Origin of the sequence: Comamonas sp. B-9, from assembly GCF_000410635.1 — a bacterium.
In the GTDB taxonomy this organism is placed as follows: domain Bacteria; phylum Pseudomonadota; class Gammaproteobacteria; order Burkholderiales; family Burkholderiaceae_C; genus Comamonas.
The window spans coordinates 1,482-24,374 of sequence record NZ_KE148657.1; the positions used below are offsets into that span (position 1 = coordinate 1,482).

Sequence of the window (22,893 nt, forward strand, 5' to 3'; positions counted from 1 at the left end):
TATTTAAAAGCCTGTTGCATGCAAATGCGACAGGCTTTTTCATATTGGAATCTTTGAAAACGGTGGCTGGGTTTGCTGCTTGCCAACAACGCCAGGCAGCAGCTGCGGTGCAGATGTGGCACGATAGCGCAGCCTCCGTGTTTGATCTATGCCCACCCAGTTCCACCCTGTCACCTACGCCGATTCAAAGCCCCGCGCGCCGCGCGATCGCTGGGACCACCTGGATGTGCTGCGAGGCCTGGCAATGGTCTGGATGACGGTCTTCCACCTCTGCTTTGATCTGAGCCATCTGCAGCTGTGGCGCCAGGATTTCTACCACAACCCCGTCTGGACCTGGCAGCGCAGCGCCATTGTCAGCCTGTTCCTGCTGTGCGCAGGCCTGGCCCAAGCCGCAGCCCAGAGCAAGCAGACCAGCGCCACCCGGTTTTACCGGCGCTGGGCGCAGGTGGCAGGTTGTGCACTGCTGGTCAGCGCCGGCTCCTACCTGGTGTTTCCCAACAGCTTTATCTACTTTGGCGTGCTCCATGGCATGGCGGTGATGCTGTTGCTGCTGCGCCTGCTGCAGGGCTGCAGCAACCGCCTGCTGTTGTGCCTGGCGATAGTTTGCATGCTCGCGCCAGGCCTCTACCACTATGCGGCCAGCAGCTTGCCTACCGCGCTCGTCGAGTGGCTCAACACCAAGCCGCTTAGCCCCTTGGGCTTGGTGACGCGCAAACCCGCCACCGAGGATTTTGTTCCGATCCTGCCCTGGCTGGGTGTGATGCTGTTGGGCTTGGGTATTGGCCGCCAGCAGATGGCCAAGCCCGGTGCCTGGCTGCCGGGCTACCTGGCGCGGCCTGCCCAAAGCTGGGCCAGCCGCAGCCTCGCCTGGCTGGGGCGCCACAGCCTGCCTTACTACATGCTGCACCAGCTGGTGCTGCTGGGCGGTTTGATGCTGCTGGTGCTGTTGCTGCCTACCGCACTGGATTGAGCCAAAGCGCTACAGGTTCAGTCTGCCTGCGGGTCATCAAGCAGACGCGCTGCCTTATTCGCCAGCGGTGCCTCGGCGCGAAAATAACCCAGCACCGTCGCCGCACTTTGGTGGCCAGTCATCGCCATCGTGTCGGCCAGCGCCATGTTCTGGCGGCCGGCCTCGGTCACAAAGCCCGAGCGCAGCGAGTGCGCAGAAAAATCCCCCTCAACGCCCGCGAGCGCGCAGCGCTCCTTGACGATGTTGTTGACCGACAGCGCGCTCAGTGCCGCGTCGCCCACCTGGCCGTTTTTGAACACGCGTCTAAATATCGCGCCCTCGCGGATGCCCGAGGCCTCCAGCCACTGGGCCAGTGCTGCGCCGGCCACGCCAACGACAGGCTTGAAGTTCTCTGGCCGGGCGGAACCGCTCTGGTTGGTTTTGGACAGGCGCAGGTCATAGAGATACTGGCCCGGGCCCATGGCCTGCAGCCATTCCATGCGCGCGTCCGCCACCTCTGATCTCCGGCGCCCACCACTGGCCCAGGCAAACAGCAGCAAGGCGCGGTCACGCCGGCCCCTCAAGCTGTCATCGCAGGTGGCCAGCAGCTGCTCCAGCAAGGGGCGGGTGAGGGCGGCCTTTTTCTGCTCCAGCATGCCCCGGCGCGCATAGGCCTTGCGCAGGTGCTGCAGTGCCTCGCGTACCTCGGCGCTGTGGCAGGGGTTGGGCAGCGCCTGGTGGCTGTGCGCCTTGGAGAGCACCGCGATCCGGTGCACCAGGGTGGAATGCGCCAACGCCCCCCGTTTTCCCTTGAAGCCTTGTTGCACCAGCTGCGCGTCCAGCGCCGGCGGCAGGCCGGACTGCGAGCCTTGCGCGCCCAGGTGCTCACTGTGGTCAGCCACAAACTGCAGCACCACATTGGCCGGCAAGGGCAGGGTAATGGCCTGGCCATAACGCAACCAGTACCAGGCTGCCCAGTAGCGCAACGCGCTTTGGTAGCTGTTGGTGGTGTTTTCGGATGCAGCTTCCAGCCGCAAGGCATGTAAAGCGTCTTGCGCCGATGCGGACAGCAGCTCCGGCTGCAGTGGCGCGGCGCCATGCGGTGCAGCGGGCAGCAAATCCGTATCTACCGGCATAGGAAGTGGAATGTAAGACTTCATATTGATTAAATATTACATGTTATGTATGATATATTACATGAAACAAGCATATTACTTGCGATAACAATCTCTTATCGATAGTAATCGGAAAAGGGTTCAAAAAATGGAAATTTCGCGTGCCACGCGCAGCGTGCAAAAAGAAGATGTCTGGCAGGCGGCCGATGCGCTGCTGCTGGAGGGCAAACGGCCAACGATTGAGCGGGTGCGCCAGAAGATTGGCCGGGGCTCGCCCAATACGGTAAGCCCCATGCTGGAGGCCTGGTTTGCCACCTTAGGGCCGCGCCTGGGAGCGGGAGGAGGGGGCAGCGCCCTCAATGGCGAGCCTGATAGCGCTGCTGGCAACGGCTTGCCGCCCGTGCTGGTGCAGACGCTGCAGCAAGTCTGGGAGCAGGTGAAAGCGCAGGCCGCGCAAGCGGCAGATGCGCTGTTGCAGCCCGTGCGCGAGGATTTGCAGGCGCAGCAGCAAGCGCTGGATGAGGCCCAGCAAGCCCTGGCGCAAGAGCGCAGCCTGATGGCCCAGCAACGCGCCGCCACCGAGCAGGCGCTCGCCGTGGCCCATGCCCAGATCAAGATGCAAAGCGGGCGCCTGGCTGACTTGGAGCAGGCCGGCCGGCAAAAGGACCAGTTTGCGGCCACCCAGCAGCAGCGCCTGCAGGCGCTGGAGCAGGAGTTGTTTGCCAACCGCAAAGCCCGCGATGAGGCCGACCTGGCCCATGCCGAGCAGCTGCGCGAGCTGCAGCACAGCGCCCAGCTGCAGCAGCACAGGGCATTGCAGGACCTGGACCGCGCACGCCAGGACACCAAGCAGGCGATGGCAGCCCAGCGCGCCGAGCAAGAAAAGCTGGCCAAGCTCGAAGCCCAATGGCAGCAGGACCGCCAGACCCTGCAGGGCCAGCGTGAGCAGCAAGCCGCTCAGCTGCAGCAGGCGCAGGCCGAGGCGCAGCAGCTCCAGCATCAGCTGCAGAGCGCGCAGGCAGCCCATGCGCAGGCGATGGCGCTCCAAAGCCACCAGCAGGAGACTGCGCTGGCCCAGTTGCGGCTGGAGCTGGCCCAAGCGGGCAGGGCTGGGGATGCCGTCGCCGCAGCAGACGGCTTGGCAGGCAACGGCCGCCGCCCCATGCGCAGCGTGGCGCCAGCGGCCCGGCCTCTGCGCAGGCTGCCGGGCTCGCGCCTGCGCGGCAAAAACTAGGCCGTCTGCACTGCGGGTCTCGCCTCAGGCGAGCGTCAACCAGATAAATCCAGCCAAGGCCAGATAAAACACCACCAGGCCCGATCAGGCCATGCTGCTCATCGCTGCCGCATCTACCGCATCGTCTGCCAGCGCCACTTCACCGCGCGCCAAGGCATCGGCCACGGTGTTCTTGTGGCGCGGCACCCAGCGCACCTCCAGCTGTGCAAAGCCGGCACGCAGAGAACGGGCCTGTTCATACAGTGCAGCCAGGCGGGCAATCGGCTTGGCGGCGGGCTCTGCCATTTGCGCGGCCAGAATGCTGCTGTCGGTGTGCAGCAGCACCTCGCGTGCGCCCATGCCTTGCAGCCATTGAAGGGCATGGATGGCGGCCAGTGCTTCGGCCTCGTTGTTGCAGCCGGTATGGCCCAGTGCCTGGCTAAAGCGGTGGCTCGCCCCATCGGGCGCATAGGCAATGCCGCCAATGCGCATGCGCCCCGGGTTGGGCAGGGCGCTGCCGTCGATATAGGCGATCCAGGTGGCTGATGTCATGCGAGCAGCATAAAGTGGCGCCCAATCCAGCGCAGGGCCACTGGGAATGGCGGCCTTCAGGCGCAGGATGGCAGGCCACTGTAGCGCCTGCGATACAGCCCAAATGCCTCGTCAATATGACGAGCTTCTGTGTCATCCAAGATTCGCCAATCCGCCATGCCATTGTCACAAAGGCTTCCGATACTCCATCGATCCTATTAACCCAGGCGAGAGAGTACGCAATGAAGAACTGGAAAAAGCTGGTGGCTGCAGCTGCCGCCATGGCAGCAACGGGCCTGGTGTATGCCCAAAAGACGGAACTGACGGTCTACACGGCGCTCGAGATGGACCAGCTCAAGGCTTATGAGACAGCCTTCAACAAGAACCACCCCAACATCGCGCTGAAGTGGGTGCGTGACTCCACCGGCGTCATCACCGCCAAGCTGCTGGCCGAAAAAGCCAACCCCAAGGCCGATGTGATCATGGGCGTGGCGGCATCGAGCCTGGCGATTTTCGACAAGAACGACATGCTCCAGGGCTATGCGCCCAAGGGCCTCGACGCCATCACGGCCAAGTACCGCGACAGCAAGAACCCACCCAGCTGGGTCGGTATGGATGTGTTTGGCGCCACCATCTGCTTCAACACCGTCGAAGCCAAGAAGCGGAACATCCCCATGCCCACCAGCTGGCAAGACCTGACCAAGCCCGAGTTCAAGGGCCAGGTGGTGATGCCCAATCCCGCATCCAGCGGCACCGGCTACTTTGACGTAGCCGCCTGGCTGCAGCTGTTTGGCGACGACAACGGCAACGGCGGCGGCTGGAAGTACATGGATGCACTGCACGAGAACATTGCGCAGTACACCCACTCGGGCTCCAAGCCCTGCAACATGGCCGCCCAGGGCGAGTATGTCGCCGGTATCTCGTTTGAATACCGTGCGCACGCCAACAAGGCCAAGGGTGCACCGATCGAGTTGGTGTTCCCCAAGGAAGGCCTGGGCTGGGATCTGGAAGGCATCAGCATCTACAAGGGCACCAAGCACGCCGATGCCGCCCAAAAGCTGGTGGACTGGGCCGTGAGCAAGGAGGCGATGGAGCTGTACGGCAAGAACTTTGCCGTTACCGCCATGCCGGGCGTGGCGCCCAAGCTGGCCAATATTCCTGCCGACTATGAGTCGCGCCTGATTCCGCTGGACTTCTCCAAGATGGCCGACAGCCGCGATCGCGTGCTGGCCGAATGGACCAAGCGTTACGACGCCAAGAGCGAGGCCAAGAAGTGAGTGACAGGGAGACAGCGCGTTTGCCAGTAGCGCAGGGCCAGGCGGCGCAGACCACGCCCGTGCGCGATACCTCGTATGCATTCGAGTCCGCCGAGCAGGGCTTGCGCCGTGGCAACGAAGAGGGTGGCCCGCCCTTTTTGGAGATTCGCCATCTGCACAAGTCCTACGGCAGCTTTACCGCCTTGCAGTCGATCAACCTGCAGATTCGCCGTGGCGAGCTGGTATGTTTTCTGGGCCCCTCGGGCTGCGGCAAGACCACCTTGTTGCGTGCGATTGCCGGGCTCGAAGCCCAGACCAGCGGCGAGATCTGGCAGGACGGCAAGAACATCTCCCAACTGCCCGCTTCCCAGCGGGACTACGGGATCGTCTTCCAGTCCTATGCGCTGTTTCCCAATCTGACGGTCGCTGACAACGTGGCCTATGGCCTCGTCAGCCAGCGCCAACCCAAGGCGCTGGTGGCCCAGAAGGTGCAAAGCCTGCTGGACACCGTGGGCCTGTCGGTGAGCGGGGGCAAGTACCCGGCCCAGCTGTCGGGTGGCCAACAGCAGCGCGTGGCCCTGGCCCGTGCGCTGGCCATGTCGCCCGGCCTGCTGCTGCTCGATGAGCCGCTGTCCGCCCTGGATGCCACCGTGCGCGTGCACCTGCGCAACGAGATCCGGGCGCTGCAGCAGCGCCTGTATGTCACCACCATCATGGTCACGCATGACCAGGAAGAAGCGATGGCCATGGCCGATCGCGTCGTGGTGATGAACCATGGCGTGGTCGAGCAGGTGGGCACGCCCCGCGACATCTACCAACGCCCGGCCACCCCGTTTGTGGCGGAGTTCATCGGCAAGGCCAACAAGCTGCAGGCCCTGGCCGCCGGCAATGGCGGCATCACCTTGGCAGGCCACAAGCTGTACTGCCCGCAGGCGCCGCGCATGAGCCCCGGCGAAAGCCTGCATGTCTACCTTCGGCCAGAAGACTGCAGCGTGCATGACTGCACGGCCATGCCGCCCATCGGCAGCGCGCCTGCACCCAATGGCGCGCCGGTGCTCACCGGTGTCGTCGAGCAGCTGGAGTTTCTCGGAGCGTTGTGCATCGTCCATGTCGATGTGCAGCGCCTGCCCGAGCGCCATGTGCAGCTGCAGCTGAGCCCGGCGCAGTGCCTGCAGCTCGATGTCCAGGTGGGGCGCTGGTTGCAGTTTTCCATCCATGCGCAGCAGTTGAAGATTTTTGCCCAGGCCGCCTGAGCCCGGCCGTTGCCCTGGCAAGCGCCGGGGCAGGGGCCGCTCGCGGCCATGTCCCCGGTCACGGGGCCTTACCGACACACTATGACCTCATCCGTTTCAGCGCCCGCAGCGCTCCCCCGCCATACCGGCCTGCATGCAGCGCCCAGTGACCGCATCGCGCAACTGGCGCTGGTCGCCATCACCGCGCTGCTGCTGCTTGGCCTGTTGGCACCGCTGGCCGCCTTGCTGGGCCAGGCCTTTGCGCCCACCTCGGGCGACGAGGGCTCAGCCTTCATGCGCTTTGTGCGCTATTTCCAGTCGCCCGCGCTGCTGGGTAGCCTCTGGAACAGCCTCTGGGTATCGCTGGTCGTCACCGCCCTGGTCATCCCACTGGCCTTTGGCTTTGCCTATGCCATCACGCGTTCGGGCATCCGCGCCAAGGGCCTGCTGCGCAGCATCAGCCTGCTGCCCTTGCTGGCCCCCTCGCTGCTGTCCGCCATCTCGCTGATCTACTGGTTTGGCAACCAGGGCGTGCTCAAGTCCGTGCTCAATGCGCTGGGGTTTGACACCATCTACGGCGCGCCCGGCATTGTGCTGGCCCAGTGCTTTGCCACCTTCCCGCATGCGCTGATGATCCTGATCACCGCACTGGCCCTGGGCGACCAGCGCCTCTACGAGGCCGCCACCGCGCTGGGGGCCAGCCGCACGCGCCAGTTCCTGACTGTGACCTTGCCGGCGGCGCGCTACGGCGTGGTCTCGGCCGCACTGGTGGTGTTTACCTTGGTGATCACCGATTTCGGTATCCCCAAGGTGATCGGCGGCAATTTCAACATGCTCGCCACCGATGTGTTCAAGCTGGTGATCGGCCAGCAGGATTTCCAGCGTGGCGCCGTCGTCGCTTTGCTGCTGCTGCTGCCCGCCGTCATCACCTATGCGATTGACCGCCAGGTGCAGAAAAAGCAGACCGCGGTGCTGACCGCGCGCGCCGTGGTGCTGCAGCCCAGCCGCCATGCCGCCACCGACCGCTTTTGCAGCCTGCTGTGCTGGACGCTGGCCGCGCTGATGCTGGCCATGTTCGGCATGGCCATCTTTGCATCGCTGGTGCAGTTCTGGCCCTACCAACTGGACCTGACCCTGAGCCACTACACCAGCGGCCTGGTCGATGCCGGTGTCGATACCGCCGTCTTCAACAGCCTGACCATGGCCGCGAGCGCTGCGGTGGCCGGGCCCATCGTGGTCTTCATGGGCGCCTATCTGCTGGAAAAAACCAAGGGCATGCCCGCGCTGCGCCCGGTGCTGCGCATGCTGGCCATGCTGCCCATGGCCGTGCCCGGCCTGGTGCTGGGCCTGGGCTATATCTTCTTTTTCAACGCCCCTGGCAACCCGCTGAACTTTTTGTACCAGACCATGCCCTTGATGGTGCTGTGCACGGTGATGCACTACTACACCACCGGCCACATGACCCTGGTGACGGCGCTCAAGTCAATTGATGGCGAGTTTGAATCGGTCAGCGCCTCGCTCAAGGTGCCGTTCTACCGCACCTTGTGCAAGGTGACCCTGCCGATGTGCCTGCCGGCCTTGCTGGAGGTCTCGCGCTACTTCTTTGTGGCCGCGATGACCACGATCTCGGCCGTGGTCTTCCTCTACTCGCCAGAAACCCGCCTGGGCGCGGTTGCGATCCTGAACCTGGATGAGGCCGGCGACATGGCCGCTGCCGCTGCGATGGCGGTGATGATTGCCGCGATCAGCTGCGTGGTGACCGTGCTCTACCAGGCGCTGGGCTGGTGGTTGAACAAGCGCACGCAGGCTTGGCGCAAGCGCTGATCGTGTTGATGGACAAGATGATTTGAGAACCAGGAAAGACAGGAATGACGGTGGGAAGCACAAGTTTTGATGTGATTGTGGTGGGTGCAGGCATTGTGGGCCTCGCCCATGCCTATGAGGCGGCACGCCGGGGCCTTACGGTCTGCGTGGTCGACCGGGATGCCGCCTGCGTGAGCGCGTCGATCCGCAATTTTGGCTTTGTGACGGTGACCGGCCAGGGGGCAGGGGACACCTGGCGCCGCGCCCGCCATGCGCGCGACGTCTGGGCCGAGCTTGCGCCCAAGGCCGGTATAACGGTGCAGCACCAGGGCCTGAACCTGGTGGCGACACGCGACAAGGCGCTGGATGTGTTGCAGGCCTTTATGCGCACCGAGATGGCCCAGAGTGTGAATTGCGCACTATGGAGCCCCGAAGAGGCCGCCCGCCACGCGCCCGAGCTGCGGCTGGACCAGGCCAAGGCCGTGTTGCACAGCCCCATTGACCTGCGGGTGGAATCGCGCGACGCGATCGCCCAGCTGACGCGCTGGCTGGCCGAGCAGATGCAAGTCACCTTCCGCTTTGGCGAAGCGGTGTTGGAGGTGGCCACGCCCAAGGTCGTGACGGCCAAGGGGCAACTGCATGCCGAGCGTGTGGTGGTCTGCACCAATGCTGATATCCATGGCCTTTACAGCGCGCTGTTTGCCAAACACCAGGTGCAGCTGTGCCAGTTGCAGATGCTGCGCGTACAGCCCGCTGGCAATCTGCGCCTGAACGCATCGGTGATGGGCGACCTGAGCCTGGTGCGCTACCACGGATATAGCAAGCTGCCCGAGGCGCGCGCCTTGCTCGAGCAACTGCAGCAGGAAGAGGGCGAAAGCCTTGCCCATGGCATCCACCTGATCGCCGTGCAAAGCGCTGACGGCAGCCTGGTGGTCGGCGATTCGCACCACTATGGCGCCTCCGTCCAGCCCTTTGCGCAGGACGAGCTTGATGCGCTGATGCTGCGCCATATGCGCGAAGCATTGAACATTGGCGACTACCGCGTCACCGAGCGCTGGGTAGGCATCTACCCCTCGGCCCCACACACGGACTGCTTTATCGAGGCGCCGGACGCCGCCACCCGCGTGGCCATCGTCACCAGCGGCACGGGCGCGAGCACCGGCTTTGGCGTGGCGCACGACACCTTTGCCCATTGGTAAGGGTTGCCGGGCACGCGGAACGACACATCTCTTATATAGACAGCCCCAACACGGACCCTGGCCAGTGGCCGGGCCAAGGGGCAGAGGACACCATGACGAATTTTCACAACCCCCAACGCGTACAAGCCGTTGTTTTTGACTGGGCCGGCACGATTGTCGACTTTGGCTCACGCGCGCCAATGGGCGCCTTTGTGCAGCTGTTCAAGGATTTCGGCATCGAGATCAGCATCGCCCAGGCCCGGGGCCCAATGGGTTCGGCCAAATGGGACCATATTGCGGCGCTGTGCCAACTGCCCGAGGTGGCAGCGCAGTGGGAGCGCCGCTATGGCAAGCCGGTGGCCAACAGCGATATCGACCATCTCTACGAAGTGTTCACGCCGATGAACGCCCGCGTGGTCGGTGATTTTGCCGACTTTATCCCTGGCGCGCTCGAAGTCGTCAACCGCCTGCGGCTCGATGGCATCAAGATCGGCAGCACCACCGGCTACAACCGCCCAATCATGGATGTGCTCGAGCCCATCGCCGCCCGCGCCGGCTACGCGCCAGACAACATCGTCTGCGCCGGTGACCTGGCTGCTGGCCGCCCCAGCCCCTTGATGATGTACCGCTGCTTTGCCGATCTAGGGATCTGGCCAGCCTCGACCGTGGTCAAGGTGGATGACACCGGCGTCGGCATTGCCGAAGGGCTGAATGCCGGTTGCTGGACGGTTGGTGTGGCAGTCAGCGGCAATGCCAATGGCCTGTCCTTGCCCGAATGGCAGGCGCTCGGCTCGGACGCGCAAGCAGAGATACGCAGCACCGCCAGCGAACAGCTGCGCAGCGCCGGCGCCCATTTTGTGATCGACAGCGTGGCCGACCTGCTGCCGGTGATCGAGCAGATCAACCAGCACCTGCAGCGCCAGGAGCTGCCCGCCCAAGCTACTGCTTGAATCGATTGCGCAAAAAGCGCGAGCAGGGCGCCGAGCAATAAAAAAGCCGCTGCAGGCATCAACCCGCAGCGGCTCTTTGACGTTGCTGAAACCCGAGGCTTACTTGGCCTTGTAGGTATCGCCCAGCACCACACCTTCACGGCGTGGATCGGCTCCACCGCTCAGGCGGGCTTCGCCTGCTGCATTGGCGGTACGGATAACCGTGCCCACACCGCTGGATTGCGCATTGACCGACACGGTGTGGCCCATGGCGCGCAGTGCCAGCACCAACGGATCGTTGTCACCACTGTTGGTGGCATTGATGTTGGGGTGCTCACCGCCCAGGTTGGTGGTGCGGCTGTTGGAGGCGCCAAAGTTCACCAGGTTGGTGGCTTGCTGCGCATCCAGGCCCCAGTCCAGCGCGCCGACCAGGGTCTTGGTCACGAACTGGATGATGGTGGCGCCGCCAGGCGAGCCGGTGGCCATCTTGAAAGCGCCAGGTTGCCCGTCCGCCGTGGCGTCAAACACCAGCGTGGGCGCCATCGAGCTGCGTGGGCGCTTGCCGGCTTCCACCTTGTTGGCGATTGGCAAGCCATCGGCCGAGACCGGTGCTGCCGAGAAGTCGGTCAGCTGGTTGTTCAGCACAAAGCCCTGGGTCATGTGGTAGGAGCCCATGCCCGCTTCCACCGTCGTGGTCATGCTGACCACGTTGCCCTTGCCATCGACGATGGTCATGTGCGTGGTGCCCGCTTCAGCCACCTTGCCCACACCCAGACGGGTGTTGCCAAACTGGCCGGCGGTCGCGGTGCCCATGCTTTGGGTGGTAGAGATCAGCGCGGCGCGCGACTTCAGGTAGCTCTTGTCCAGCAAGGTGCTGTAGAGCGGGCCGGGCAGGGGGGTGAAATCGGTGTCGGCCACATACATGTCGCGGTCGGCGTAGGCCATGCGCTCGGCTTCGCTCACCAGGTGCACGCCCATGGCAGTCGGCTTGCCGCCTTCCAGATCCAGCGCGGTGGGCTTGTGGGGGGCCAGGTCAAAATTCTCCAGCACACCCATGGCCTGCGCCACGGCAATACCGCCGGACGAGGGTGGTGGCATGCCGCAGATCACGTACTTGGCGCGGTAGGTGGTGCAGACGGCATCGCGCTTCTTGGCCTGGTAGCCAGCCAGGTCAGCCATCGTGGTCACGCCAGGGGTGATAGGCGCGCCTGTGGTCACGTTCTGGGTCACGGCGATCTTGTCGACAATGCCTTGTGCGACCGATCCGGTATAGAACGCATCCGCACCGCCGGTCGCCATCTTGGTCAACGTAGCTGCGTAAGCGGGGTTCTTGAAGGTCTCACCCAGGCCCTTGGTCGAGCCGTCGGCGTTGAAATACAGGGCCAGCGCATCGGCATCGGCCTGCAGCGCGGTCTTGGCACCGGCCAGCGCATCGGACATGCGGCCGCTGATCTTGAAGCCATTGGTGGCCAGGTCGATACCCGGCTGGATCAGGTCCTTCCAGGGCTTGGCGCCGTGGTCCTTGTGGGCCAGGTCCAGCATGCGCACGGCGCCAGGCGTGCCGATGGAGCGGCCGCTGGCACGGGCGCTGGGCAGCGGCGTGGTCTGCGTGCCGCTGTCGATGTAGCGCAGGTAATCTGGGGTCGCGGCCGCAGGGGCGGTTTCGCGGCCGTCATAGGCCGTCACTTTTTTGGTCGCAGCATCGTAGTACAGCATGAAGGCGCCGCCGCCAATACCGCTGGACTGGGGCTCCACCAGACCCAGCACCATCTGCACGGCCACCGCTGCATCCACCGCCGAGCCACCAGACTTCAGCACCTCACAGCCGGCCTTGGAGGCCAGAGGATTGGCCGTCACCACCATGTACTTATGGCCCTCGACCACTTTCTTGCCAGTGCGGTAGCCCGAAGCCAGCTCAGGGAACGAAGGATCGCCCGGCAGACCGGAGCCCACCACTACCGATCCGCCCGACGTACCAGCTTCGCAAGCCGTGCTCACCAGATCGTCTTGGTCGTTATGGCTGGAGCCGCCGCAGGCGGTCATCGCCAGCGCGACGATCGCCGCCAATGCCGCCATGCTGTAGCGCGCAGGTACGGCGCCCAGCGATTTTTCGTTTTTCATATAACTTTTCCTTGGATCAATTGACAGGAAATTGTCTTAGCAAAACGAATCATCGAGACGCTGTATAAGCCGTGGTTAACCCTCGGTTTGGCAACAAATTGACCGCCTTGCCCAGGCGGGGCGGGTGAGAGGTTCCTGGTTCGGTGCTGGTCTGTTGGCTAGGCAGAAATGTGACTTAACATAATATACATCGTATCAATTATCTAGGTATTGATGAGAAGGCATCGTGGCAGCAACACCAGCACCATTGCCTGGACACGCGCAAACTCTGTGTCTCAGCGCTCTGGCCGTATGTCAGCCCCCGACTTGTCATCCTTCACCAGCACCCAGCGGTAGCCAGCCGGCGCCACCGGCGGCTGCGCTGTTTGCATCAACCTGCGGCGGTCGCCCAGGTTTGAGGCATTGATGCCGTTCTTGATCGCTGCCTTCAACAGCTCATAACCGACCCATAACGAGATAACGGTAGCGATCAACGACCAGAAAAGCATCCAAGCGAGCTGTCGGTCTATCTCCATCTGCAGTCTTGCCCAATCCATGGCCGTTCCTCCTGCCGCGCAGTGTAGCTGCGTGCGGGTCTGAAACCCTTCAGCGCATGCAAGCGCTGTAACAGGAACCTCAGCACCCCGCCCGAAACTGCTGGTCCCGCGCACTTTGCCGTTCCTCTCGGATCCATTCCATCTTGCGCGCGGTACCGCCAACTCTGGCGGCGGAATCCAGATATTCCACCCTTTGCTTGAATTCCTCGCAACGCGCTTCGTTGGATCGTCCGCTACCAGGCGAAGCCGAACGGTAGTGATGACGGGCCTGGCTGGCTCGCCGAGCATCGTCCGCCCATTTTCGTTGGGCGATGGTCATTTGGGTCTTCCAGTCCACATTGCTCGGCACTCTGACGCTCTCGACCAAGTCCCATCGCTCTTGCGAACATGGCCGGTCGATCCACCACAGCTCGGTTTTGTCGGGTCGTTTACAGAGGTAGATCAGCCGGGTCAGCGGTCCATCCGGGTTGCTAACTGCGGGCGTGACATCAATGGTTTTGGCATTTTTGCAGGGCTCGGAGCTATAGCTATTGCCGCAGCGGTAGACCTCTTGGGCACCGGCTAAGCCTGCGAGCAGCAGGCCCAGCACGATCAAAAATCGCATACATCTCCTTACGCATTCTTGACGCGCATCCTAGCGAGTCGCCCTGCTCCCCGCATGGAAAAAGGCCTGCGACTGATCAGGCCTTCGAGCCATCGTGCTGTCCACTGACCAATAGCCCCGCTTCGCATCTGATTCATGGGCGCCCTGCTTCGACTTGCCCAGACTCTTTTTCCACCGACTGCTCGGCCCGATAGTCGTGACAGCATGTGCCGGTCTTAATACAAGCCGGCTGTACGCTGAGATCGACCGAATTCAGGTATTTTTCGTCCGAAAATCCGTCTTCTCTCGGTTCCACTTCGAAAGTGATTTGAGCGTTTCCTGTATTTAGGAGAGTAAGTACTAGTTCGATGTTGTGTAGACGTGCTAATGCTAGCTCCCGATGGGCCTTCATTGCTGGCGCAACCACGATCATCGATTCAATACCCAAACCGTCACGCCACGTGATAAACCACTCGGCCAAAGCACGGGCATTTTTAGCTCCTATACCGGAGCTAGATTCGTCTAACTGCAGAGTGACCATCCGGTCGCCGAGACTGCATGCGCTTGCATAGGTCGATACCCAAAGCAATAGACCTATGGCTAATTTGGATATCTTGGAACAATTATTCATTTAAATGTCTGTTATTTAATTTTGATTCCAAGAATATAAGCTGCGAGCGAGTCAGCATTAATCTTAGCCTGGTTCGTCTTATCTGAAATAGATTTCGCATTTCGAATCCCATAATAACTATCATTTGATGCAGCCACGTCACGAAAATGGGTTATTTCGTGCAGCAAAATTGATAGCTGAGAATCTCTCGGGAGAAACTCTTGAGTACCATAGATCCTATTGAAAGGATCTTTCTTAAAGAACTCAGATGCTAAGAGAATTCTGTGGCCCATGGTATCTATCGGGCAGACAGCAGCATCGGCGCTTGGATCTATATGACCAGAACATCCTACTAGTCTAGTATGGGCCGTGTCGTAGGGAAGGAAATCCTCTACCCTCAAGCCACGAAGCACTCGGAGGACAGAGCTTACAATCGGAAGCAGATAGTCTCGGATGTCGCCTTCAGCGCTACCAAACCAGTACTGGGTCAATGCTTTTGCCTCAGAATCCCAGCGACTCAAACTTGAGTGGCGTATTTCTGTGAAAGCGATGGCCTCTTTTATCAGACCCATGATGTGCTCCGCAAAGCGCTCGTCTTCAAGACTATCACTTCCAAGCGCTGTAAATCGAGGTGCTGCATCTTGAGGGAGTTCGTGGGTACCCGGCTTCTTATATGCAATATTTGCTACACTATAGTTTTCATGAATAAGCAAATGATCATGCCAACCCAGCTGAGGTGCTTGGTGCCAAACTGGTGACTGATCCAAATTTATACTTCCCCCTCTTGAAAATTTTCGCATTGGTGCGATGCCGTTGAGAGGCCCCGGAATTTTAAAAAATGGCATGACATACCCCTTTAGATCATTCAGTCCAAAGAATATACACTATGAGAATTAAATCAATCATAGTTTTAAGGAATTGACCATGGAGGATTTAGATGAAAAAAGGCCTGCGTTTAGGCAGGCCTTTGAGTAGTAGCGCTATTACGGCCTCAATCCCAGATCGGAGCCAGTCCCTCAGGATTGACTTCGCGGCCATTGCGCTCGAGCTGGGCGATGCGGGCCATGTCTTCGGCATCGAGCACCAGTTGCTGGGCCAGCAGGTTGCTGGCCAGGTTCCCGCGCTTGGTCGAAGACGGGATGACGGCGTAACCCAGTTGCAGCGCCCAGGCCAGGGCGACCTGGGCGACGGTGGCCTGGTGCTTGTTGGCGATCTCGGCCAGCAGCTGGTCCTTCAGCACCTTGCCGTAGGCCAGGGTCATGTACGAGGTCACGGCAATGCCTTGCTCCTGGAGGAAAGCGGTCAACTTGTGGCTTTGCAGGTAGGGGCTGAGCTCGATCTGGTTGGTGGCGATCTCCCCTGCTCCCACGGCGGCAATGGCCTGGCGGGTCAGGTCGATATTGAAGTTGGAAATACCGATCTGGCGGGTGAGGCCCAGGGCCTTGGCTTCGGCCAGCGCGGTCATGAACTCTTGCAATTCCACACCATTGCCGGGGGCGGGCCAGTGGATCAGGGTCAGGTCCACATAGTCGCTGCGCAGCTTTTTAAGGCTGTCCTTGAGGCTAGGGATCAGCTTGGCCTGGCTGTAGTTGTCGGTCCAGATCTTGGTGGTGACAAACAGCGCTTCGCGCGCAATTCCGCTGTCGGCCATAGCCTGGCCCACTTCGGCTTCGTTGCCGTAGATCTGCGCGGTATCGACCGCCCGGTAACCCAGCTCCAGCGCATTGCGCACGGAATCGACGACTACCTGCCCTTGCAGACGGAAAGTACCAACGCCAAATCGAGGAATAGACATAAAAAAACTCCTTGGGAAAAATACAGACAGAGAGGTACGGCAGACCTGCAGCGCTTGGATCAGCAACCAGGTCTTGATCGCATTGGCAGCCAGTTTGCGCTTTTCATCCTTGCAGATAAAGCCCTGGATCAACAATATTCTTTTGAAGAAATATCAACTATCAAGCCCTCCCCCTGCTCCTTGCGCGGCTTCACCAGGCCATGAATGCAAAAAGCTCCTCGCGCAGCCTGTGGTCTGCACGAGGAGCCGTAGGCCCACATAGCAATGTTTAGATATGGCCCGCCGCCGCTGCAGCACCAGTCTGCCCACGGCGCATGCGGCCCTGGATCAACACCAGGCCCAGCCCGCCGGCAGCCAGCGCCGCGCCTGCCCAGGCCACCGCTGCATAACCCAGACCCTGGCCGATCACAGCACCACCCAAGGCGGCGCCCACGGCATTGCCCAGGTTGAAGGCGCCGACATTGACGGACGAGGCCAGGCCCGGCGCCTCGGCGGCGGCCTGCATCACCCGCATCTGCACCGGAGGCACCATGCCAAAGGCGGCTGCACCCCACACCACCAGGCCAATGCCTGCGCCCAGATGGCTGCCGAGCGCCCAGGGCAGCACCAGCATGATGAGGGCCAGGGCGAGCAGAATCAGGCGCGTGGCGCCATCGAGCGACCAGTCGGCCAGGCGCCCGCCCAGGCTGTTGCCGATGGTGAAACCCACACCAATCAGCACCAGCGCAAAGGCGATGAAGCCGGGGCTGGCATGGGTGATCTCGGTCAGCACCGGGGCCACATAGGTGTAGAGCGTGAACATCGAGCCGGCACCCAGCACCGTGGTGCCCATGGCCAGCAGCACCTCGGGGCGGGTCAGCACCTTGAGCTCGCGGCGCACATCAGGGCGTGTGCCGGCCTCGCCCTTGGGCAGCACCATCCACAGTGCGGCAATGGTGATCAGGCCCAGCGCAGCGGTGCCGGCAAAGGCCAGCCGCCAGCCCACTTGCTGGCCGATCCAGGTGGCAGCGGGCACACCGCCAATATTGGCCACCGTCAGGCCCATGAACATGGCCGCAATGGCGCTGGCCTGCTTGTCCTTGGGCACCACGCTGGCCGCCACTACGGCACCAATGCCAAAGAAAGCACCATGGTTGAGGCTGGTCACCAGGCGCGACAGCAGCAAGGTCGTGTAGCCGGGGGCCAATGCCGAGAGCAGATTACCCACGGTGAAAATCAGCATCAGGGTGACCAGCGCAGCGCGCCGGCCAAAGCGGCTGAACAGCAAGGTCATCACCGGCGCGCCCAGCATCACGCCCACGGCATAGGCCGACACCAGCATGCCCGCAGTCGGGATACTGACATCAACGCCCTGGGCGATGACGGGCAAAAGCCCCATCGGGGCAAACTCGGTCGTGCCAATGGCGAACGCACCAATGGCCAAGGCGAACAAAACAGCGGAAGACTTCATAGCCTCTAGTGTGCCCTGCTAATATTTGCAGATTAAGTACGATCGCCACCAAAATCTTTTGACGCCAGGGCAACAATGAAGACCACGCTCGATGAATTGCAGGCCTTTGTGGCCGTGGTCGATACCGGCTCGATCACCGCAGCGTCCGAGTTGCTGGACCAAACGGTGTCCGCCACCAGCCGCACCCTGGGCCGGTTGGAAGAAAAGCTGCAAACCACCCTGCTGCGCCGCACGACACGCCGCTTGGAGCTGACCGAAGAAGGCAGCGCCTTCTTGCAGCGGGCACGCGCGATTCTGGTGTCGGTGGATGAGGCCGAAAGGCTGATGGCCGCCCGGCGTGTACGGCCCGCCGGGCGCCTGCGCGTGGATGCGGCCACGCCCTTTATGCTGCATGTGCTGGTGCCCCTGGTCGACAGCTTTCGCGCCACGTACCCCGAGGTAGAGCTGGAGCTGCATTCGCACGAAGGGATTGTGGATTTGATCGAAAAGCGCAGCGATGTGGCCTTTCGCATTGGGGCGCTCAAGGATTCGAGCATGCATGCGCGGCCCGTCGGCATCAGCCGCATCCGGGTGCTGGCCAGCCCCGGCTACCTGGCGCGCCATGGCACCCCGAGCAGCCCCCAGCAGTTGGCCCAGCATGTATTGCTGGGCTTCACCCAGCCCGATTCGCTCAATGAATGGCCGCTGCGTGATGCCAGCGGCGAGCTGCTGCGCATCCAGCCCGCTATCGCATCTTCGAGCGGCGAGACGCTGCGCCATATGGCCCTGGCGGGTTCTGGCATCGTCTGCCTGTCCGACTTCATGACCCGGGCGGACCGCGACAGCGGCCAGCTGGTCCCCTTGTTCGGCGACCAGCTGCTCGATGTGCGCCAGTCCATCCATGCGGTGTACTACCGCAACACGGCGCTGGCCTCGCGCATCACCTGCTTTGTCGACCATGTGATTGGCGCGCTGGGCACGCAGCCCTTTAGCGACTGAGCTGCGCGACCCCAGTTTTGCAGCGCTGCCCTGCTCTCCCCGGCTGGGGCGCGCCCATCAGTGAGCCTCCTCATTCGATGGGCCTTGGCCCACCCACAGCGCCGTCAGCCCGCTGATCTGGTAGACGGCGTTATCGGCCTGCATGCTGTCCAGCGTTGCAGGCCGCAAAGGGCCGCGGCCCGGGGCACCCAACAGCATCACGGTGATGTGCAACTGCGGGCAGCGCAAGCGTAGGCTCTCGCACATCTGGCTGAGCTTGCCCAGCGGATTGGAGTGAAAGCTGCAGATGCACAGGTGGCGCACCCCGTCATAGAGGGACAGATCGCCCTGGCGCAGAACCGTCTCGATCGACACTGCGCGCGTGCTGCTGTCCACGCCGTGCAGACGCAGCGCATGGGCGGCCATGGTGGCGGCATGCCGGTCAATATCCCACTGCATGCCTACGCAGACCACGGTCTGTGCCGGTGGCTGGCCCTCGGTTACCGGCGCAAGCGCGGTGGGCCGGTAGTGGCGCTGCAGGCCACTGAGCAGCATGGCCACCGCCTCAGAGAGGCGCTGGCGTTGCGGCGGGCTGGCGGCATGGCGGTACTGCTGCGCGGCAATCAGCAGCGCGGGCACGGCCACCTGGTCATAGAACTGGGTGACGGCCAAGGCCTGTTCATGCTGGCTGGGCTTGGGAGACAGCGCCTGGTCGATGTTTTCCGAAGCCACATCAATGGCCTGGTCCACATCGCCGCGCCACAGGCGCTGCAGCAGTTTCTCGGGCGGGTCAAACACGGCCTGGCTACCCAGCAAGATCTCCAAAAAGCCCATCCCCGGGATATAGCGGCCCAGCACCAGCAGGCAGACCGTCAGCGGCGTCGACAAGATCAGGCCGACAGGCCCCCACAGCGCGGTCCAGAAGGTCGCTGCCAAAATGATGGACAAGGTCGACAGGCCCGTGCTGGCCCCATACAGCCAGGGCTCGATGATGTTGTTGCTGAGCAGCTCCAAAAGCAGGATCAAGGCCAAGGTCCACAGCAGCAGGCTCCAGCCCGGATCGACCGCAAAGGCCAGCGTGAGCGGGAACACCGCCGACGCCATCGGGCCGATATAGGGCACAAAGCGCAGCACCGCTGCCAAGATGCCCCAGAGAATCGCGCCAGGCACGCCGATCCACCACAGCCCCAAAGCCATCGGCACGCCATAGCTCAGATTCACAAAAAGCTGCATGCGCAGATACTGGCCAATGCGGGTGGCGGCATCGTCGAGCGCGTCCGACGCCATATGGGTGTTGGGGCCCATCAGGCGCAGCAGCCGGTCCTGCAGGCCGCTGCGGTCCAGCAAGATCAAGACGACAAACAGGAACACGATGCCGGTGGTGGCCAGCGGCTCAGCCACCTTGCTCAGCAGCTCCAGCGCCTTTTGAATGGGTTTGACGGCGGGTTCCTGCACCTCCACTTTCTGCACCCGGCGCGTGCGCGCATCGCCCTGCCCGATCTCTGTCTCCACGGTGTTGAGCACCTTGACGGCGCCGTCCCAAACACCCGGGCCATTGAAATAGGGTTTGACATGGCGCAGCTTCTGGCGAATGGTGTTTTGGTAGGTGGGCAGCTCGGCGCTGAGGCTGGTGACCTGGCCGCCCACATAGATGGCGCCCGCGCCCAGCGCGCCCAAGGCCAGCACCATCACCAGCGCCACCGACAGCACCCGGGGCATGCCCCAGCGCTTGAGCCGGCTGACCGCCGGGTCCAGCAAAAAGCCCAGCAATGCCGCCAAGGCCACCGGCAGCAGCACATCCCGGCCCACATACAGGCCCAGAATCACCACCGCCGCGATGACCATGCCCACCATCAGACGCAACCCGGGCACGATTGCCAACAGCGGCGCCAGGGTGTCCTGGGTGGACAGCCCGGCGCGGCGGCGCCCCGCGGCGCCCCTGCCGCTGCGTTCTGTCTCGCCCAGCGGGCGCTTGGGCCCAGGAACAGGCTGGGCTACAGGCTCATCGTCGGGCGCGGGGTGGTCGGGTGGCATGGGGGCAAGGGCTCAGAGGGGTGGGACTACGCAGCTGCTATTACATCCAATTTCCGGGCGGGCGGATGTCATCTTTGGCCGATTTTTGGAGCGCTGGCCGCGCTCAATAAAAAACCGCAAGGCCGAATGGCACTTGCGGTCCGCGCAGGCCATCAGCCCGTGCTTATTTTTTGAGGCCCTGCAGCTTGGCAAAGGCCGAGGCCATTGCGTTTTGCTGCGCAGGTTGGTTGGCGCGCGCGGGCTGGGTGTAGCCGCCCCGGCCGCCACCGCCCTGGCCCCGGCCAGCCGCTTCAAAGCGGTTGTCACGCGGGCCGTCGCGGCGCGGGGGCGCGGCGTCCAGCTTCATCGTCAGGCTGATGCGCTTGCGCTCCACATCCACTTCCAGCACCTTGACCTTGACGATCTGGCCGGTCTTGACGGCTTCGCGGGCATCTTCGATGAACTTGTAGCTCATCTGGCTGACATGGACCAGGCCATCCTGGTGCACGCCCAGGTCGACAAAGGCGCCAAACTGGGCGACGTTGCTCACGGTGCCTTCCAAGGTCATGCCTTCGCGCAGGTCCTTGATGTCTTCCACGCCTTCGTTGAAGCGGGCCACGACAAAGTCGGGGCGCGGGTCACGGCCGGGCTTTTCCAGCTCGCCCAGAATGTCGGAGATCGTGAGCGCGCCAAACTTTTCGCTGACAAAGCGCTCGGCCTTGAGGCTCTTGAGCACCTCGCCCCGGCCCATCAGCTGGTCCACCGGCTTGCCGGTCGTCGCAATGATCTGCTCGACCACCGCATAGGTTTCCGGGTGCACGCCGGTCATGTCCAGCGGGTTGTCACCACCCCGGATGCGCAAAAAGCCTGCTGCCTGCTCAAAGGTCTTGGCGCCCAGGCCGGCCACATCCATCAGCTGCTTGCGGTTCTTGAACGAGCCATTGGCATCGCGCCAACGCACCACCGACTTGGCCACCGTGCCCGACAGGCCGGAGACACGGCTGAGCAGTGGCGCAGAGGCCGTATTCAGGTCCACGCCCACCGAGTTCACGCAGTCTTCCACCACGGCGTCGAGCTGGCGGGCCAGCTCGCTTTGGTTCACATCATGCTGGTACTGGCCCACGCCAATGCTCTTGGGGTCGATCTTGACCAGCTCGGCCAGCGGATCCTGCAGGCGGCGGGCAATCGATGCCGCTCCGCGCAGGCTGACATCGACATCGGGCATCTCAAGCGCCGCAAATTCGCTGGCCGAGTAGACCGAGGCACCCGCCTCGCTCACCACCACCTTCTCGATCTTCTTGTCTGCTTTTTCAGCAATGCGGATCAGGTCGGCGGCCAGCTTGTCGGTCTCGCGGCTGGCGGTACCGTTGCCGATTGCGATCAGGTTGATCTGGTGCTTTTCCACCAGGCGTGCCAGCACGGCCAGCGAGCCCTCCCAGTCGCGGCGCGGCTCATGGGGGTAGACGGTGGTGGTGTCCACCAGCTTGCCGGTATGGTCCACCACGGCCACTTTCACGCCAGTGCGGATGCCCGGGTCCAGTCCCAGCACGGCGCGCTGGCCGGCAGGCGCTGCCAGCAGCAGGTCGCGCAGGTTGTCGCCAAACACCTTGATCGCCACTTTTTCGGCGTCTTCGCGCAGGCGGGAGAACAGGTCGCGCTCGGTGGACAGGCTGAGCTTAACGCGCCAGGTCCAGGCCACGCACTTGCGGATCAGGTCATCGCTGGCGCGCTTGGCATGGCTCCAGCCCAGGTGCAGCGCAATCTTGCCCTCGGCGAGGCTCGGCTGGCCCGGCTCGGGCGCCACGCCAGGCTGCAGCTCGGGCTGCACCAGCTTGGCTTCCAGCACTTCGAGCGCGCGGCCGCGGAACACGGCCAGCGCACGGTGCGATGGCACGCGGCCAATCGGCTCGTCATAGTCAAAGTAATCGCGGAACTTGGCGACCTCGGGGTCGTTTTCGTTTTTGGCGTCCACCTTCTTGGAGCGCAGCAGGCCTTCGGCCCAGAGCCATTCACGCAGCTTTTGCACCAGCGCCGGGTCTTCGGCCCAGCGCTCGGAGAGGATGTCGCGCACGCCATCAAGCACGGCCAGCGGGGTGGAGAAATCCGGACCGGGCTTGCCATCGTCGAGCACCGTGGCGGGCTTGCAAAAGGCCTGGGCTTCTTGCTGCGGATCGAGGCTCGGGTCGGCAAACAGCTTGTCGGCCAGCGGCTCAATGCCAAACTCCTTGGCGATCTGGCCCTTGGTGCGGCGCTTTTGCTTGAAGGGCAGGTAAATGTCTTCGAGCTCCTGCTTGGTCGGCGCGCGGGCAATGGCCAGGCGCAGCGCATCGGTCAGCTTGCCCTGCTCGTCGATGGCCTTGAGCACTGTCTCGCGCCGGTCCTGCAGCTCCCGCAGATACGTCAGGCGCTCTGCCAAATCCCGCAGCTGGGTGTCATCGAGACCACCGGTGGCTTCCTTGCGGTAGCGGGCAATAAAGGGCACCGTCGCCCCGCTGTCCAGCAATTCCACGGCCGATGTCACCTGCGATTCGGCAACCTTCAGCTCAGCTGCAATCTGCGCAATGATTTTTTGCATGCTCTACGCTCGCTCCAATGCTTCTCTGGCAAAAGAGCCAGTGTGCC

19 protein-coding genes are annotated in these 22,893 nt (G+C 62.8%); 8 read left to right on the top strand and 11 right to left on the bottom strand.

Annotation, left to right across the window (positions count from 1 at the left end; genetic code table 11):
• The first annotated feature begins 148 nt into the window (after positions 1–148).
• A complete protein-coding gene (locus H928_RS29265) occupies positions 149–970 on the top strand; it encodes a heparan-alpha-glucosaminide N-acetyltransferase (protein WP_021028387.1) in 822 nt (273 codons plus the stop codon).
• Between the two features lie 17 nt (positions 971–987).
• On the opposite strand, the gene H928_RS0121805 is transcribed toward H928_RS29265, so the two are convergent.
• The gene (locus H928_RS0121805; RefSeq protein ID WP_084635918.1) at positions 988–2,109 is read right to left on the bottom strand and encodes a site-specific integrase; all 1,122 of its coding nucleotides are present in this window, start codon (positions 2,107–2,109) and stop codon (positions 988–990) included.
• A gap of 103 nt (positions 2,110–2,212) precedes the next feature.
• Here H928_RS0121805 and H928_RS29270 point away from each other — a divergent pair, with 103 nt between their 5' ends.
• The gene (locus H928_RS29270) at positions 2,213–3,298 is read left to right on the top strand and encodes a DNA-binding protein (RefSeq protein WP_021028389.1); all 1,086 of its coding nucleotides are present in this window, start codon (positions 2,213–2,215) and stop codon (positions 3,296–3,298) included.
• Positions 3,299–3,382: 84 nt separating this feature from the next.
• Here the strand turns inward: H928_RS29270 and H928_RS29275 are convergent, their stop codons facing one another.
• Positions 3,383–3,829, bottom strand: coding sequence for a ribonuclease HI family protein (locus H928_RS29275; RefSeq protein WP_021028390.1), 447 nt, complete (start codon positions 3,827–3,829; stop codon positions 3,383–3,385).
• A 221-nt stretch (positions 3,830–4,050) separates the two neighbouring features.
• Between H928_RS29275 and H928_RS0121820 the strand changes: the two genes are divergently transcribed.
• From H928_RS0121820 to phnX, 5 genes are all read left to right on the top strand, one after another.
• Positions 4,051–5,085 (top strand): putative 2-aminoethylphosphonate ABC transporter substrate-binding protein, encoded by a 1,035-nt coding sequence (locus tag H928_RS0121820; protein WP_021028391.1) that lies wholly within the window; start codon positions 4,051–4,053, stop codon positions 5,083–5,085.
• A 101-nt stretch (positions 5,086–5,186) separates the two neighbouring features.
• On the top strand, positions 5,187–6,317 hold the full coding sequence (locus H928_RS0121825; protein ID WP_027011243.1) for a putative 2-aminoethylphosphonate ABC transporter ATP-binding protein: 1,131 nt from the start codon (positions 5,187–5,189) through the stop codon (positions 6,315–6,317).
• Between the two features lie 81 nt (positions 6,318–6,398).
• Entirely contained in the window at positions 6,399–8,120 is a 1,722-nt protein-coding gene (locus H928_RS0121830; RefSeq protein ID WP_021028393.1) for a putative 2-aminoethylphosphonate ABC transporter permease subunit, read from the top strand.
• A gap of 44 nt (positions 8,121–8,164) precedes the next feature.
• Complete coding sequence (locus tag H928_RS0121835; RefSeq protein ID WP_021028394.1) at positions 8,165–9,298, top strand: TIGR03364 family FAD-dependent oxidoreductase; 1,134 nt, start codon at positions 8,165–8,167, stop codon at positions 9,296–9,298.
• 92 nt (positions 9,299–9,390) lie between these two features.
• Positions 9,391–10,227 carry a phosphonoacetaldehyde hydrolase gene (gene phnX, locus H928_RS0121840; RefSeq protein ID WP_021028395.1) on the top strand — a complete coding sequence of 279 codons (837 nt, stop codon included), beginning with the start codon at positions 9,391–9,393 and terminating at the stop codon, positions 10,225–10,227.
• A gap of 99 nt (positions 10,228–10,326) precedes the next feature.
• Here phnX and ggt read toward each other — a convergent pair whose 3' ends face one another.
• The 7 genes from ggt to H928_RS0121870 all read right to left on the bottom strand — a co-directional run bounded on the left by ggt (position 10,327) and on the right by H928_RS0121870 (position 17,301).
• A complete protein-coding gene (gene ggt, locus H928_RS0121845; RefSeq protein ID WP_021028396.1) occupies positions 10,327–12,327 on the bottom strand; it encodes a gamma-glutamyltransferase in 2,001 nt (666 codons plus the stop codon).
• 275 nt (positions 12,328–12,602) lie between these two features.
• Entirely contained in the window at positions 12,603–12,863 is a 261-nt protein-coding gene (locus H928_RS0121850; protein ID WP_043341505.1) for a hypothetical protein, read from the bottom strand.
• Between the two features lie 79 nt (positions 12,864–12,942).
• A complete protein-coding gene (locus H928_RS30360; RefSeq protein ID WP_052330181.1) occupies positions 12,943–13,467 on the bottom strand; it encodes a hypothetical protein in 525 nt (174 codons plus the stop codon).
• 133 nt (positions 13,468–13,600) lie between these two features.
• The gene (locus H928_RS31820; protein WP_148293264.1) at positions 13,601–14,077 is read right to left on the bottom strand and encodes a hypothetical protein; all 477 of its coding nucleotides are present in this window, start codon (positions 14,075–14,077) and stop codon (positions 13,601–13,603) included.
• 11 nt (positions 14,078–14,088) lie between these two features.
• Complete coding sequence (locus tag H928_RS31155) at positions 14,089–14,901, bottom strand: M35 family metallo-endopeptidase (RefSeq protein WP_084635920.1); 813 nt, start codon at positions 14,899–14,901, stop codon at positions 14,089–14,091.
• A 146-nt stretch (positions 14,902–15,047) separates the two neighbouring features.
• Positions 15,048–15,851 carry a 2,5-didehydrogluconate reductase DkgB gene (dkgB, locus tag H928_RS0121865; protein WP_027011244.1) on the bottom strand — a complete coding sequence of 268 codons (804 nt, stop codon included), beginning with the start codon at positions 15,849–15,851 and terminating at the stop codon, positions 15,048–15,050.
• A gap of 268 nt (positions 15,852–16,119) precedes the next feature.
• Positions 16,120–17,301 (bottom strand): MFS transporter, encoded by a 1,182-nt coding sequence (locus H928_RS0121870; protein WP_021028401.1) that lies wholly within the window; start codon positions 17,299–17,301, stop codon positions 16,120–16,122.
• Between the two features lie 75 nt (positions 17,302–17,376).
• On the opposite strand from H928_RS0121870, the gene H928_RS0121875 reads away from it, so the two are divergent.
• The gene (locus H928_RS0121875) at positions 17,377–18,279 is read left to right on the top strand and encodes a LysR family transcriptional regulator (protein ID WP_021028402.1); all 903 of its coding nucleotides are present in this window, start codon (positions 17,377–17,379) and stop codon (positions 18,277–18,279) included.
• A 57-nt stretch (positions 18,280–18,336) separates the two neighbouring features.
• Here the strand turns inward: H928_RS0121875 and H928_RS29285 are convergent, their stop codons facing one another.
• Both H928_RS29285 and H928_RS0121885 read right to left on the bottom strand, forming a co-directional pair.
• Positions 18,337–20,292: an AI-2E family transporter gene (locus H928_RS29285; RefSeq protein ID WP_021028403.1), complete on the bottom strand. Its 1,956-nt coding sequence runs from the start codon at positions 20,290–20,292 to the stop codon at positions 18,337–18,339.
• A 163-nt stretch (positions 20,293–20,455) separates the two neighbouring features.
• Entirely contained in the window at positions 20,456–22,846 is a 2,391-nt protein-coding gene (locus tag H928_RS0121885; protein WP_021028404.1) for a Tex family protein, read from the bottom strand.
• Between the last annotated feature and the right edge of the window lie 47 nt (positions 22,847–22,893).

Excerpts from the sequence above, each read along its gene's own strand:
- dkgB (WP_027011244.1), bottom strand. The coding sequence starts at position 15,851 with ATGTCTATTCCTCGATTTGGCGTTGGTACTTTCCGTCTGCAAGGGCAG.
- H928_RS29270 (WP_021028389.1), top strand. The coding sequence starts at position 2,213 with ATGGAAATTTCGCGTGCCACGCGCAGCGTGCAAAAAGAAGATGTCTGG.
- H928_RS0121820 (WP_021028391.1), top strand. The coding sequence starts at position 4,051 with ATGAAGAACTGGAAAAAGCTGGTGGCTGCAGCTGCCGCCATGGCAGCA.
- H928_RS0121885 (WP_021028404.1), bottom strand. The coding sequence starts at position 22,846 with ATGCAAAAAATCATTGCGCAGATTGCAGCTGAGCTGAAGGTTGCCGAA.
- H928_RS0121830 (WP_021028393.1), top strand. The coding sequence starts at position 6,399 with ATGACCTCATCCGTTTCAGCGCCCGCAGCGCTCCCCCGCCATACCGGC.
- H928_RS0121875 (WP_021028402.1), top strand. The coding sequence starts at position 17,377 with ATGAAGACCACGCTCGATGAATTGCAGGCCTTTGTGGCCGTGGTCGAT.
- H928_RS29275 (WP_021028390.1), bottom strand. The coding sequence starts at position 3,829 with ATGACATCAGCCACCTGGATCGCCTATATCGACGGCAGCGCCCTGCCC.
- H928_RS0121870 (WP_021028401.1), bottom strand. The coding sequence starts at position 17,301 with ATGAAGTCTTCCGCTGTTTTGTTCGCCTTGGCCATTGGTGCGTTCGCC.
- H928_RS31155 (WP_084635920.1), bottom strand. The coding sequence starts at position 14,901 with ATGCCATTTTTTAAAATTCCGGGGCCTCTCAACGGCATCGCACCAATG.
- H928_RS30360 (WP_052330181.1), bottom strand. The coding sequence starts at position 13,467 with ATGCGATTTTTGATCGTGCTGGGCCTGCTGCTCGCAGGCTTAGCCGGT.
- H928_RS29265 (WP_021028387.1), top strand. The coding sequence starts at position 149 with ATGCCCACCCAGTTCCACCCTGTCACCTACGCCGATTCAAAGCCCCGC.
- H928_RS29285 (WP_021028403.1), bottom strand. The coding sequence starts at position 20,292 with ATGCCACCCGACCACCCCGCGCCCGACGATGAGCCTGTAGCCCAGCCT.
- H928_RS0121835 (WP_021028394.1), top strand. The coding sequence starts at position 8,165 with ATGACGGTGGGAAGCACAAGTTTTGATGTGATTGTGGTGGGTGCAGGC.
- H928_RS31820 (WP_148293264.1), bottom strand. The coding sequence starts at position 14,077 with ATGAATAATTGTTCCAAGATATCCAAATTAGCCATAGGTCTATTGCTT.
- H928_RS0121850 (WP_043341505.1), bottom strand. The coding sequence starts at position 12,863 with ATGGATTGGGCAAGACTGCAGATGGAGATAGACCGACAGCTCGCTTGG.
- H928_RS0121805 (WP_084635918.1), bottom strand. The coding sequence starts at position 2,109 with ATGAAGTCTTACATTCCACTTCCTATGCCGGTAGATACGGATTTGCTG.
- ggt (WP_021028396.1), bottom strand. The coding sequence starts at position 12,327 with ATGAAAAACGAAAAATCGCTGGGCGCCGTACCTGCGCGCTACAGCATG.
- phnX (WP_021028395.1), top strand. The coding sequence starts at position 9,391 with ATGACGAATTTTCACAACCCCCAACGCGTACAAGCCGTTGTTTTTGAC.